The 13,082-nt window shown below is 72.0% G+C and carries 10 protein-coding genes and 1 pseudogene; 5 read left to right on the top strand and 6 right to left on the bottom strand.

What is annotated here, in order from left to right; all coding sequences use genetic code 11:
• A pseudogene (locus ACZ4TO_RS13425) lies at positions 1 to 837 on the top strand (ATP-binding protein); the annotation flags it as partial.
• Positions 838 to 1,018: 181 nt separating this feature from the next.
• Here the strand turns inward: ACZ4TO_RS13425 and ACZ4TO_RS13420 are convergent.
• Positions 1,019 to 1,270: a hypothetical protein gene (locus tag ACZ4TO_RS13420; RefSeq protein ID WP_382782713.1), complete on the bottom strand. Its 252-nt coding sequence runs from the start codon at positions 1,268 to 1,270 to the stop codon at positions 1,019 to 1,021.
• 412 nt (positions 1,271 to 1,682) lie between these two features.
• Between ACZ4TO_RS13420 and ettA the strand changes: the two genes are divergently transcribed.
• The 3 genes from ettA to ACZ4TO_RS13405 are packed head-to-tail and all read left to right on the top strand — an operon-like array spanning position 1,683 to position 4,503.
• On the top strand, positions 1,683 to 3,347 hold the full coding sequence (gene ettA / locus ACZ4TO_RS13415) for an energy-dependent translational throttle protein EttA (protein ID WP_382782710.1): 1,665 nt from the start codon (positions 1,683 to 1,685) through the stop codon (positions 3,345 to 3,347).
• 2 nt (positions 3,348 to 3,349) lie between these two features.
• Positions 3,350 to 3,760 carry an acyl-CoA thioesterase gene (locus ACZ4TO_RS13410; RefSeq protein WP_468024200.1) on the top strand — a complete coding sequence of 137 codons (411 nt, stop codon included), beginning with the start codon at positions 3,350 to 3,352 and terminating at the stop codon, positions 3,758 to 3,760.
• Positions 3,757 to 4,503, top strand: coding sequence for a DUF8010 domain-containing protein (locus ACZ4TO_RS13405; protein WP_468024199.1), 747 nt, complete (start codon positions 3,757 to 3,759; stop codon positions 4,501 to 4,503). Before ACZ4TO_RS13410 ends, ACZ4TO_RS13405 begins: the two co-directional genes overlap by 4 nt.
• An 82-nt stretch (positions 4,504 to 4,585) precedes the next feature.
• On the opposite strand, the gene ACZ4TO_RS13400 is transcribed toward ACZ4TO_RS13405, so the two are convergent.
• Positions 4,586 to 4,990: a globin gene (locus tag ACZ4TO_RS13400; protein ID WP_382782704.1), complete on the bottom strand. Its 405-nt coding sequence runs from the start codon at positions 4,988 to 4,990 to the stop codon at positions 4,586 to 4,588.
• 124 nt (positions 4,991 to 5,114) lie between these two features.
• On the opposite strand from ACZ4TO_RS13400, the gene ACZ4TO_RS13395 reads away from it, so the two are divergent.
• Positions 5,115 to 6,107: a methyltransferase domain-containing protein gene (locus ACZ4TO_RS13395; RefSeq protein WP_468024198.1), complete on the top strand. Its 993-nt coding sequence runs from the start codon at positions 5,115 to 5,117 to the stop codon at positions 6,105 to 6,107.
• Positions 6,108 to 6,182: 75 nt separating this feature from the next.
• On the opposite strand, the gene ACZ4TO_RS13390 is transcribed toward ACZ4TO_RS13395, so the two are convergent.
• The 4 genes from ACZ4TO_RS13390 to ACZ4TO_RS13375 form a co-directional block, all read right to left on the bottom strand.
• On the bottom strand, positions 6,183 to 7,526 hold the full coding sequence (locus ACZ4TO_RS13390) for an FHA domain-containing protein (RefSeq protein WP_468024197.1): 1,344 nt from the start codon (positions 7,524 to 7,526) through the stop codon (positions 6,183 to 6,185).
• An 83-nt stretch (positions 7,527 to 7,609) separates the two neighbouring features.
• On the bottom strand, positions 7,610 to 8,956 hold the full coding sequence (locus ACZ4TO_RS13385) for a VWA domain-containing protein (RefSeq protein WP_385045052.1): 1,347 nt from the start codon (positions 8,954 to 8,956) through the stop codon (positions 7,610 to 7,612).
• Positions 8,957 to 9,057: 101 nt separating this feature from the next.
• On the bottom strand, positions 9,058 to 10,482 hold the full coding sequence (locus ACZ4TO_RS13380) for a protein phosphatase 2C domain-containing protein (protein WP_468024196.1): 1,425 nt from the start codon (positions 10,480 to 10,482) through the stop codon (positions 9,058 to 9,060).
• Complete coding sequence (locus ACZ4TO_RS13375) at positions 10,483 to 12,996, bottom strand: serine/threonine-protein kinase (protein WP_468024372.1); 2,514 nt, start codon at positions 12,994 to 12,996, stop codon at positions 10,483 to 10,485.
• Positions 12,997 to 13,082 lie beyond the last annotated feature (86 nt).

Here is a 13,082-nt window from a genome sequence, read left to right as displayed (position 1 = left end):
GAGCTGGGGCGCAGGGAGGACGCCCTCACCGCCGTCACCCGTGCCGTGGACGCCTACCAGGCTCTGGCCGACCAGCGGCCGGACGCCTTCCTCCCCGACCTCGCCAGCTCGCTGAACAACCAGTCCGGCTGTCTGGCGGCCCTGGGGCGCAGGGAAGAGGCCCTCACCGCCATCACCCGCGCCGTCGAGATCCGCGAAACCCTGGCCGACCAGCGGCCGGACGCCTTCCTCCCCGACCTCGCCAGCTCGCTGAACAACCAGTCCGGCTGTCTGGCGGCCCTGGGGCGCAGGGAGGACGCCCTCACCGCCGTCACCCGTGCCGTGGACGCCTACCAGGCTCTGGCCGACCAGCGACCGGACGCCTTCCTCCCCAACCTCGCCGCCTCGCTGAACAACCAGTCCAACCGTCTGGCGGACCTGGGGCGCAGGGAAGTGGCCCTCACCGCCGTCACCCGTGCCGTGGACACCTACCAGGCTCTGGCCGAGCAGCGGCCGGATGCCTTCCTCCCCGACCTCGCCATGTCGCTGAACAACCAGTCCAACCATCTGGCGGACCTGGGGCGCAGGGAAGAGGCCCTCACCGCCATCACCCGCGCCGTCGAGATCCGCGAACCCCTGGCAGACCAGCGACCGGACGCCTTCCTCTCCGACCTCGCCGCCTCGCTGAACAACCAGTCCGTCCGTCTGGCGGAGCTGGGGCGCAGGGAAGAGGCCCTCACCGCCATCACCCGCGCCGTCGACGCCTACCAGGCTCTGGCCGACCAACGACCCGGCATGTTCGGGGGAGAGCTTGAAAGAGCTCTGCAGCTACGAGAGCTCTTGAGTCACACCCCTTAAGCGTGACTTGGCGCGCATCACAAGCGCACCAGATCTGGCGAGGAGCAGCGGGGACCGCCGGTGATTTCCGCCGAGAGTAACGGGGCAGGGCTCAGAACGTTCGCCCAGGGCAGCGCAAGTACGGCCCGCTCATGTTCGCAGCTTCCCAAGCTGATGACTCAACGGTTTGGACAGCTCATATCTATTGGGACGCCTGCGGCCCCTCGGCATGCCTGCAGCTGGACACGACATGCCGGGCGATCGTGGACAAGGCCAGCTCGCGATCGTCGTCGACCACTAGCCAACCCTTGTCCAGGAGCGATTGCAGCACTGGGCGAATCTCTTCACCCAGCTCCTTCGCCAGGTCGTCATCCGTGGGGGAGAGGCCATCCTGGACGAGGCTCGCCACATGGAGCATGACGGCTTCCTCCCCCGCGGTGATGTTGAAGTCCATGATCTGAAGGTATGCGAGCCCTTTGGCCGCAACACGTCGAGAGCCCTGTCGTCACGGGCCGGCCGTCGCGGCTCGCTCTGCTCGACGGCAACGGCAGTGTGGCGCATGCCCGTGGGGGCGGAGCGAGGCATACGCGTGCGTGATCGGTCGGCGCACCCGCCGTCCTGGCTGACTGCCGTCGGCTGAGGTCCAGACGGGGTGGGGCGAAGGCGCCGCCGTCAGTCGGTGGGCCAGGGCTGGGCCGTCCGAGGGCCGCCGAGACCGACCGACAGTGACAGACATGCCACAGACCTCTGCGACGGAACCCCAGGTCAGGGCGCCCCCGCGGAACGGGTTTCCCCCAGGGGCTAGCCGTCAGGCAAGATGGGGTGTATCTGCCCACTGCCGATTTCAAGCGTCCGGACGGTTTCTCTTGGCTGAGTTCATTTACACCATGCGCAAGACGCGCAAGGCGCACGGCGACAAGGTGATCCTCGACGACGTCACCTTGAGCTTCCTGCCGGGTGCGAAGATCGGTGTGGTCGGTCCCAACGGTGCCGGTAAGTCCACCGTTCTCAAGATCATGGCGGGCCTCGAGCAGCCGTCCAACGGTGACGCGTTCCTGTCGCCCGGCTTCAGCGTCGGCATGCTGCTCCAGGAGCCCCCGCTCGACGAGTCCAAGACCGTCCTGCAGAACGTCCAGGACGGCGCCGCCGAGATCATGGGCAAGCTGCACCGCTTCAACGAGGTCGCCGAGCTCATGGCGACCGACTACTCCGACGCTCTCATGGAGGAGATGGGCAAGCTCCAGGACGACCTCGACCACGCCAACGCGTGGGACCTGGACACCCAGCTCGAGCAGGCCATGGACGCCCTCGGCTGCCCGCCCGGCGACTGGCCCGTCACCAACCTCTCCGGTGGTGAGCGCCGCCGCGTCGCGCTGTGCAAGCTGCTGCTGGAAGCCCCCGACCTGCTGCTGCTCGACGAGCCCACCAACCACCTGGACGCCGAGTCCGTGCAGTGGCTGGAGCAGCACCTCGCGAAGTACCCCGGCACCGTCGTCGCCGTCACCCACGACCGGTACTTCCTGGACAACGTCGCCCAGTGGATCCTGGAGCTGGACCGCGGCCGCGCCATCCCGTACGAGGGCAACTACTCCACGTACCTCGACAACAAGGCCTCCCGCCTGAAGGTCGAGGGCCAGAAGGACGCCAAGCGCGCCAAGCGGCTCAAGGAAGAGCTGGAGTGGGTGCGGTCCAACGCCAAGGGGCGTCAGGCCAAGTCCAAGGCTCGTCTGTCCCGCTACGAGGAGATGGCGGCCGAGGCCGACAAGATGCGGAAGCTGGACTTCGAGGAGATCCAGATCCCGCCGGGCCCGCGCCTGGGCTCCATCGTCGTCGAGGTCAACAACCTCTCCAAGGCCTTCGGCGACAAGGTCCTCATCGACGACCTCAGCTTCACCCTGCCGCGCAACGGCATCGTCGGCGTCATCGGCCCGAACGGCGCCGGCAAGACCACGCTCTTCAAGATGATCCAGGGTCTGGAGACCCCGGACTCCGGCACGATCAAGGTCGGCGAGACCGTCAAGATCTCGTACGTCGACCAGAGCCGCGAGAACATCGACCCGAAGAAGACGCTGTGGGCCGTCGTCTCGGACGAGCTCGACTACATCAACGTCGGCCAGGTCGAGATGCCCTCCCGCGCCTACGTCTCCGCGTTCGGCTTCAAGGGCCCCGACCAGCAGAAGCCGGCCGGTGTCCTCTCCGGTGGTGAGCGCAACCGCCTCAACCTCGCGCTGACCCTCAAGCAGGGCGGCAACCTGCTGCTCCTCGACGAGCCCACCAACGACCTCGACGTCGAGACGCTGTCCTCGCTCGAGAACGCGCTGCTGGAGTTCCCGGGTGCGGCCGTGGTCGTCTCCCACGACCGCTGGTTCCTGGACCGGGTCGCCACCCACATCCTCGCGTACGAGGGTGAGTCCAAGTGGTTCTGGTTCGAGGGCAACTTCGAGTCGTACGAGAAGAACAAGATCGAGCGGCTCGGCGCCGACGCCGCGCGCCCGCACCGTGCCACCTACAAGAAGCTGACCCGGGGCTGATCTTGCGGCACATCTACCGCTGCCCGCTGCGCTGGGCGGACATGGACGCGTACGGCCACGTCAACAACGTGGTGTTCCTCCGCTACCTGGAGGAAGCCCGTATCGACTTCCTGTTCCGCCCGGAGAAGGACTTCCAGCAGGGGTCCGTGGTGGCGCGCCACGAGATCGACTACAAGCGGCAGCTCGTCCACCGGCACGCACCGGTGGACATCGAGCTCTGGGTGACGCAGATCCGGGCGGCGTCCTTCACCATCGCCTACGAGGTCAAGGACCCCGACCAGGTCTACGTCACCGCCTCGACGGTGATCGTGCCGTTCGACTTCGAGCGGCAGCGCCCGCGGCGGATCACCGCCGAGGAGCGCGACTTCCTGGAGTCGTACCGCGACGACGAGGACGAGGCCGTCGCGGCATGACGGTCCTGCACCTCGCCGACGCGGGAGAGGCGGCGGATCTCGCCGCCTTCCTCTCCCGGCTCGTCCACTACGACCGTGCGGCCGCCGTGCGCCTTCAGGCGCACGGCACCACGCTCGCGGTCTTCGGCCGGCCGCCGTCGTTCGAGGTCCTCGCGATCCGCACGGCACGGCTCGCCAAGCCGTACGAGCACGGGCTCGACGTCACCCTCGACGTGACCGTCTCCGCCGGTGAACTCCTGGAGTCCGTCGAGGAGTCGGCGGCCACCGCCGCTGTCCCCGCCGCCGTCACCGGGCCCCCGTGGGCCGGGGTGCTGCCGCCGCGCGGCGGCTGGCGGCCGGAACCGGGGCTGCCGGGACCGGACGCCGTACGGGCCATGGTCGCCGAGGCGGTGGCCGAATTCCGGTCGCGCACCGAGGAGTTGGCCCCCGAGCTGCGGACCCGTGCCGAACTCGACCGGGTCGGGCGGGAGATATGGTCCCGGCCGATCGGGGACACCGGGCTTCCGGTGCGGGCCGCGCACGCCGCGCAGGCCCTGGGATTCCTGCGACCCGCGCCGCCCGCGCCCGTCGCGGCGGAGGGATCCGTCGCGCCCGCGGCCGGCTCCGCCGAGGGTCGGTTCGCGCCGGGTGGCAGTCCGTTGGCGCTGTACTCGTCCGGCGCGTGGCTGCGTCTGCGAACGCCGTTCGGGTCGGTCGCCGTCCGCCGGGCGGGACTCGGCTCCCTGAGCGTCAGCGTCCACTGACCCGACGAACCCCGAACCTCCACGGCCCACCGGCCCCCCGGTTCACCGGACCCGCGCTCCACCCACGCCTGCCGCCCGGCGGTCAGCTCGCCGTGTTCACCATCGACGCCGCCGCGTACGTCAGGTAGTTCCACAGCGTGTGCTCGTGCTCCTCGGAGAGGCCGAGTTCGTCCACGGCCACCCGCATGTGCTTCAGCCACGCGTCGTGCGCCGCCTGGTCGACCTGGAACGGGGCGTGCCGCATCCGCAGCCGGGGGTGGCCGCGGTTGTCGCTGTACGTCGTCGGGCCGCCCCAGTACTGGATCAGGAACAGCGTGAGGCGCTCCTCGGCCGGGCCCAGGTCCTCCTCGGGATACATGGGCTTCAGCAGCGGGTCCCCGGCGACACCCTCGTAGAAGCGGTGTACGAGGCGCCGGAAGGTCTCCTCGCCGCCGACCTGCTCGTAGAAGGTCTGCTCCTGAAGCGTGCCGCGCCGAATCTCTTTCACGCCCCCATGTTCTCAGACGGGGCGACCGAGGACTCCGGGCTTAGGACCACTCCCGTCCCGCGAGGAGAGAGGGCGGTCCGGGACGGCGCTCGCCCCGCGAGCCGTTCGGCAGCACAGTGGAGGTATGGGCGCGCACGCTCTCGACGAACCCGGCCCCGGCCCCGATGATCTCGCCGCCTCGGCGCGGGCGTCCCTGGTGCGCGAGATCGAGCGGAGCGGGGCCTGGGAGAGCGATCCCGTCTGGCGCGGGGCCTTCGAGGCCGTACCGCGCCATCTGTTCGTGCCGTACTACTACCTCGGCGCGGTCGGCGGCTACGAGCGGCTGTGGGGCGAGGACCCGGACCCGCGGGTCCGGGACCGCTGGCTGCGCGGCGCGTACGCGGATGCCCCGCTGGCCACCCGGGTACGGGACGGGGAACTGGTCTCCTCCAGCAGCCAGCCGTCGCTGATGGCGAAGATGCTGGCCGAGCTGGAGGTACGCGACGGGGACACTGTCCTGGAGATCGGCGCCGGCACCGGCTACAACGCGGCCCTGCTCTCGTACCGTCTCGGCGACGGCCTGGTCACCACGGTCGACCTCGACGTGGAGATCACGGAGGCGGCGCGGCGGCATCTGGACCTCGCCGGGTACCACCCGACCGTCGTCACCGGGGACGGAGCGCGCGGGGTCCCCGGGCGCGCTCCCTTCGACCGGATCGTCGCCACCTGCACGCTGACCACGATCCCGCGCTCCTGGCTGGTCCAGTCACGCCCCGGAGCCCGCGTCCTCGCACCGCTGGCCACGGGACTGATCACGCTGGAGGTACGGGACTCCGGTCACGCCGAGGGACGCTTCCTGCACACGTCGGCCTTCTTCGTGCCGCTGCGCGGCGCCACCCGGCCCGGACCGGAGCCGGAGCCGGCGGTCGTCGGGGTGCCGCGCCGGGCCCGCGGCCACGACCTGTTCCGTTTCCTGCTCGCCCTGACGGCGGGCCGCCTGGACCCGCAGGACGCCTACGCGCTGTGGGAGCGCGAGGGACAGCCGCAGCGCGAGCGCTACGGGGTCACGGTCGGCGAGGAGGGCGTCTGGGCCTGGCTGGACGACCCCGAGGGGCCGTACACCTGGCCGCTGCCCTGAGCGCTCAGGGCAGCCGGGCCAGCCCCGTGCCGGAACGAGCCGCTCCGGACCGCCGGGCCCGCCCCGTGCCGGAACTCAGCCGCGCCGGATCGTGATCGTCGTCCAGGCGCCCACGTGCACCCGGTCGCCGTCCTGCAGCGGCACCGGAACGAACGGCTGGATGGGCTCCTCGCCGTTGTTGACCGTGGTCCCGTTCGTCGAGTTCTGGTCGACGACCGCCCAGGTGCTGTCCGGCTGCTGGACCAGGACCGCGTGCTGGTGCGAGACACCCGGGTCCTCCGGCGGCACCGACAGATCGATGTCCGGGGTGTCGCCGGTGGAGTGCCGGCGGCGGCCGATGGTGATCTGGTTGCCGAGGAGCGGGCGCTGCAGCTCCGGCGAGTACGCGGGCAGGTTCAGGCCCGCGGCCTCGGGGCCGGAGCGCTGCATCATCGCCATGAAGTACTCGCGGTCCGGCGCGATGGTCGCGCTCCAGGACAGCGACTGCTGCTGCTGCGGCTGCTGCTGGTAGCCGGGACCGGGCGGAGCCTGGGTGGCGCCGGGCTGCGGGTAGCCGTAGCCGCCCTGGGCCTGGCCGGCCTGGCCGGCCTGGGCGCTGTGGCCGCCGGGACCGCCCTGGCCGCCGGGCGAGCCGGACGACGGCGGGGGGATCACCCAGTCGTCCTCACCGCTGCCGAAGGCCGGTCCGCCCGGCTGCGGTCCGCCGGGCTGCGGGCCGCCCTGTCGCGGCGGTCCGCCCTGCGTGTACGGCGACGGGGAGGGCTGCTGGGTGTAGGCCTGCTGCGGGGCACCGGGACCGCCGGGACCGCCGGGCGCGGACGGTGCCGCCTGCCGCGAGGGGTCGCCGAAGCCCTGGTCGCCGAAGCCCTGGGGGCCGCCGTAGGGCTGGGCCCCCGGGCCGGGCGGGATCGGTTCCGCGGGCCGGTTCATCTGCGAGGGCCGCGAGCTCTGGTACTCGAACGGGTCGTGACCGGGGCCACCGGGACCCGGACCGCCCGGCTGTCCCTGCCCGGGCTGCGGGAAGCGCGGCCCCGGATTCTGGCCGCCGGGACCGCCGGGACCGCCGTACGGCGACTGCGGGCCGGGAACACCGGGACCGCCCGCGGCGCCGGCCGGCGGACGCGGTGCCGCCGGTGTGTACGAGGTCGCGGTGTTCGTCAGGAAGTTCCACCGGCACTCCTCGCAGAACGGCGCCGCCCCCTCACGGGGCGTGCGGCACTGCGGGCAGAGCTCGGCACCCGGGTCCGGCACACCGGAACGGCCGCCGGGCGGGGGCGGCGGCGAACCGGGCGCCGGGTAGCTGTAACCGCCGCCGGGCGGCGGCGGGGGAGGGAGCGGGGGAACACCGGCCATGCGGTGACCGCAGACCTCGCACCAATCGTCGGAATTCGACTGGTGTCCGTTCGGGCATGTCGGCATGTCGGTCCTTCCCCCTTCCCTTTTCCGGTCGTCATGACCGGGTTTCTCCGGATCCCAGCGGGAACCGGGCTCGCTGCTTCCCACTACTTCTTTACACGAACAGTCTTTGTGGACCGTGTCTCGAGGGTCATCTCGTCGGCCTCCGCGACACGTGCTTTCAATCGCACAGTACCTGCCGCGACGTCGACGACGTCCACCACCTTCGCGAGCAGTTTCGCAGTATCGGCGTTTCCGGAGGCTCCGGCGAGTTGAACGGCACGTCCCAGCTTGGCCGTTGCTCCGTCGACATCTCCCGCTTTGCGGAGATCGAGCCCTTGTTGGATGACTTGTGCCAGTTCGGCCTGACCCGTGTAGTGCGCGACCTGCGGATTGATGCTCGTCGAGGCGGCCATGTCGTCGGTCCACACGGCCCGTACGAGCCCCTGCGCGCCGAGGTTCTGCACACTGCCGTCGCTGTGCGGGATCACCAGCGACACGCGGGCGGCGAGCATCTCCTGGCCGACGCCGGCCGTCGGGACCTGGACGCACACGTGGTAGTCGCGGGACTCGTCGCCCCAGGAGCCGGTCGGGTAGTCGCCCGCGCGGGGTCCCGCGTCGGTGCGGCGGTCCGTCAGTTCCTCGACCGTGGGCGCCACTTGCTTCACGAACTTGATCTCGGTGCCGACCGGGGTCCACACCCGCAGGGCCACGTCGGCGACCTCCTTGCCCATCGCCGTCTCCATCATGTGCGTGAAGTCGGCGGCGAGGGCCGCGGGGTCGGCGACGATGTCCGCGGTGCCGAGCAGCGCCGAGGCGATCCCGGTGACCTCCTTGACCTCCCAGTCGGTGCCCACCCCGCGCGCGTCGCAGGTGAAGCGTCCGGCACAGGAGTCCAGCGCCGCCCGCAGGTCCTCGGGCGACTCGTGCTCGTTGCGGCCGTCGGTCAGCAGGATGCCGTGCCGGATCGCCACCTCGGCCGAGGACAGCAGCCGGTCGGCCAGCCGCAGCCAGGTGCCGATCGCCGTGCCGCCGCCCGCGCTCAGCCTGCGCAGCGCCTGCTTGGCCTGGTCGCGGGTGGACGCGTCCGCCACGGCGAGCCGTCCGTTGCCCGGGTAGACCTCCTTGGCGACGTGTGTGCCGCCGATCACGGCGAAGTGGACCCCGTCGCGCAGGGTGTCGATCGCGGCGGCCGTCGCGTCGCGGGCGTTGCGCATCTTGGCCGGCGGGTAGTCCATCGAGCCCGAACAGTCGACCATGATCGCCACGGCGGCGTCCGGTCCCTGCCCCGCGGTGTACAGGTGCGGCGCGCTGACCGCGGTTCCGATGGTGCCGCCGCCGGTCGCGCTCACCGTGACGATCGCGTTGACCTCGCGGCCGCCCTCCGGCAGGAATTCGTTCTGGTACACGTCGACCGAGAACTGCGGCACGTTCGACTTCGAGAAATTGGCCATGCCTTCTCTGTCCCCCTCGGGCCTCCGCCCCCTGCGGAGGTGCTGACTGTGTGCGGACCGGTCCCCTCCGGTCCGCGGCCGCCCCCGTTTGTATCGCGGCCTCAGGCCGATCCTGCCCCCTGGGAGGGGGCGGGGAACGGCAGGACGGCCACTGTTACGTTGTCGTGGCCCCCGCCGTCCAGGGCGTGACCCACCAGGACCCGGGCGCTGTGCAGCGGCCTCTCGGCGGCGTCGAGGGGTACGGCCTCGGCCATCTCCTCCGCCGTCTCCGCGTAGTTCCACAGTCCGTCGGTGCACACCACGACCACACCGGGCCGGTCCGGCTTGAACGAGACGGTGTGCGGCTCCAGTTCGTAGGCGTCGGCGCCGAGCCAGCCCGTGATCGCGTGGGCGCGCTCGTCGGCGTAGGCCTCCGCCTCGTTCATCAGGCCCGCGGCGACCATCTGCGCCGCCCACGAGTCGTCCTCGGTGAGCCGGGCGGGCGCCGAGGAGCGGTCCACGGGAACCCAGTAGACGCGGCTGTCGCCGACCCAGCCGACGATCAGCAGGGTGGGGGTCACGAGGGCGCCGACGATGGTGCAGGCGGGCGCGTTCACGTGCGGCGCGTGCTCACCCTGGGCGGTGGACGGGTCGGCCAGCGCGTTGACGGCCTCCGAGGCCGCGACGATCGCCTCGTGCATGGCCGCCTGCGGATGGGTGCCCAGCGGAAGAGCCGCGAGGAGCGCCTCGTTGGCGGCGTGGGCCGCGGCGAGCGAGGCCTCGTCCGGGCGGGTCGCGGAGGACACTCCGTCGCAGACGATCGCGACGACCGCGGGGGAGCCGTCGGGCAGCGCGGTCGAGGAGACGGCGAACGCGTCCTCGTTGCGGTGGTGGCGCAGACCCCGGTCGCTGACCGCGGCGACCGCGCCCAGCTCCTGTTCCATGTGGTCCCGTTCCCGTGGCTGCGCGTGCCCGCAGTTCTCGCAGTAGCCGTCGGTGTCCACCTGGCCCGCACGGCAGGCGACGCACAGCTTGCCGCCCGCGGGAGGAACCGGGAGGTCGCCGGTGCGCGGATCGGCGGGGACCTCGCGGTCCGGGCCGCCGGCCGGAGGGGCGAGCGGGTACTCGTCGGGCTCCGAGGGCCTGTCGAACCGTACGCCCGAGGGCTGCCCCGCGGGCCGCCTGGAGGGGGCGGGCCGGACGGCCGCCGGATCCCCCTGCGGGTGCTCGGCGTGCTCGGGGTGTTCAGGATGGGGCAGTTCGGAGCCGCCCGAATCGGTGCCCGGGATGTCGGCGGCGCGGTGCACCGGCGCGGGCGTGTCCGTACTGCCGGTCTGCTGCGCCCGTGGCCAGTCCACGGACGGGGCGGCCGACGGCAGGTCGGGCGACGTGCCGTTCATGGCGATCGTGGGGTGGTCCTGCGGCGGTGCGGCCACCGTCGACAGGTCGTAGCCGCACGCGCCGCAGAAACGGTCGGCCGCGTCCAGCGGCTCCTCGCAACTGGGGCACCGCGAAAGGGCCGTCGGCTGGGGCATCTGGGACATCAATCACACCCACGTCCGGGGGCGGTAACGGTTTGCACGTTCCACCAGGTCGATCCTCTCCTCGCCGCCCCGCGCGAGCCGGGCCAGCGTCCGGTACGAACGTTCGAGGCCGAAACGGAGGCCACGTTCGTCCAACTCACTGCCGAGCAGCGCGGTTCCGCCTCCGGTGGCCGGAGCGGAACCCTGGCTACCGGAGAGTACCCAGTCCAGCGCGCAGCCGAGGACCTCCGTCGACAACTGCTCGCGGCGCACCGCGTCCAGACCGAATCCGTCGAGCGCCTCCACCTGCCCGGCCGCGGCCGTCAGATCGTCGAGGAACGGCGCCGCCGTGTCCGTGACCGGCCGCTGCCGCAGCCGCGCCCGCACGGCCGCGACACGCGCCGCCGTGTAGTGGATCGACGACTCCGGAACGGATTCCAGGGTGCGTACGGCACCACGGCGGTCCCCCGCCGCGAGCTGCACCCTGGCCAGCCCGAACGCCGCGCTCACATAGCTGGGGTCGGTCGTCCACACCAGCCGGTAGTACTCGGCGGCGTTGTCGAGCTGGCCGAGCACCTCCGCGCACACGCCGAGGGCCAGCTTGGGCGCGGGCTCGCCGGGGAAGGCGTCGTAGACCGCGTCGAAGGACAGCGCCGCGATCTCGTTCTCGCCGGTCGCCAGTGCCGTGACACCGCGGTACCAGACCACCCGCCAGTCGTCCGGGTGATCGGCCTCCAGCGCGTCGACGGCCGAGCCGGCGCCGCCGAGTTCACCCATCTCCAGGCGGGCCCGCAGCTCCCGCAGCCGCAGCTCCGGCGAAGCGGCGGGCGCGGCCCGCAGCGCGGCGATCAGCTCCGCGGGCGCGGACGCGATGAGCCCGGCGAGGAAACCGGCGTTCGGGTCGCCCGGGTCCACCCGCGGCACCGGCAGGGCGAGCGCCGTGGCCGCCGCCTGGACGGGTCTGACCAGGGCGGCGGAGGCCGGCGGGCCGGGCGGCAGCGGCCGGCCGCCGTTCGCCCCGGCGGGCGGCCGGGACGCGCCCTTCCTCCCGCGTACGGGGACCACGCGGGCCCCCAGCCGCGACACGTCCTCGGCGGCCTTCCCGAACAGCTCGGTGTCCGTGACCCTGGTCTCGGGTCCGAACAGCGTCGACAGCGCGGGCCGCGCCCGCCCCGTCTGGAGCGAGACGACCTCGCGCAGCACGCCCGTGAGCTGCTCGGACATCTCCTGCGCCGAGGCGAACCGGCGGGCCGGGTCGGGGTCGGTGGCCCGGACGAGCAGCCGGTAGAACGACTCGTACTGCCGGAAGACCTCGATGTTGTCCGGGTCGGGCAGGGAGTCCACGAAGACGTTGGTGTAGCCCTGGAAGTCGAAGGCGAGGACGGCGAGCGTCCGCGCGACGGTGTAGAGGTCGGAGGCGACCGAGGGGCCCACCTCGGCCACCTCGGGGGCCTGGTAGCCCACCGTGCCGTAGATGGCCGACTCGTCGTCGTCCATCCTGCGCACCGCGCCCATGTCGATCAGCTTGAGCTGGTCCTCGGTCTGGATCGCGTTGTCGACCTTGAAGTCGCAGTACAGCAGGTTGCGGCTGTGCAGATGGCCGAGGGCCTCCAGCGCCTCGATGCCGTACGCGCAGGCCTGCTCCACCGGCAGCGGATCACGCTTGCCGTCCGGGGTACGGCGTCCGTTGGCGAGCTCCTTCAGCGACTTGCCGCCCACGTACTCCATGACGATGTACCCGTCCAGCGAACCCGTCCGCTGGTCGAGATGCTCGACGAAGTTGTAGATCCGCACGATGTTGGCGTGCTCGATCTCCGCGAGGAAGCGCCGCTCGGAGATCGCGGCCGCCATCGCGTCCTGGTCGCCCGTGTCGAGCAGACCCTTGAGGACCACCCAGCGGTCGGACACCGCGCGGTCGACGGCGAGATACACCCAGCCGAGCCCGCCGTGCGCCAGACAGCCCATCACCTCGTACTGGCCGTGCACCACGTCACCGGTGCGCAGCTTCGGCACGAACGAGTACGGGTGGCCGCACTTCGTGCAGAACCCCTCGGTGCGGCCGGGCCGGTCACCGCGCGAACGCCCCACCGGGGCACCGCAGTCGGAGCGCGAACAGAACCGTTTGCGCTCGGGCACCTCCGGGTTCTCCAGCACCATCTCGCGCGGGTCGGGCCGCGGGACGCCCGGCACCTCGACGAGCCCGGCGCCGAGCCGGCCCCGCCCGGAGGAGGACGCCGTCGAACCGGAGCTGCGCACCGACACCGACCGGCCCGTCGACCGGCCCGACAACGACCGCGACAGCCTTCCGGAGACCGAGCGCCGCGACTGCGAGGAGCGCGACGTACGTGTGCTGGAGCGTGAACCGCCGCGCACACTGCCGCTGTCGGAGCCGCCCGCGCCGCGCGCCGAGGAGCCGGACGACGCCGGGGCCGCCCCACCCGCGCCGGATGCGCGTGCGCTTCCGGACCGGGAGGATCCCGGTGCGGGTTCGGCGGGGGCGAGGCCGCAGGTGTCGCAGTACAGCTCGCCGCCTCCCACGTCCTCGTACGACCCCTCGCAACCGGGCCGGCCGCACGTCCGCCCGCTCGCCGGCGGCTCGCCGGCGCCGGATGCGGGTGCGCTTC

This window comes from Streptomyces sp. NPDC028298, assembly GCF_055565895.1.
Note: the sequence above shows the minus strand (reverse complement) of the source record. Positions and strands in the feature narration are given on the sequence as shown.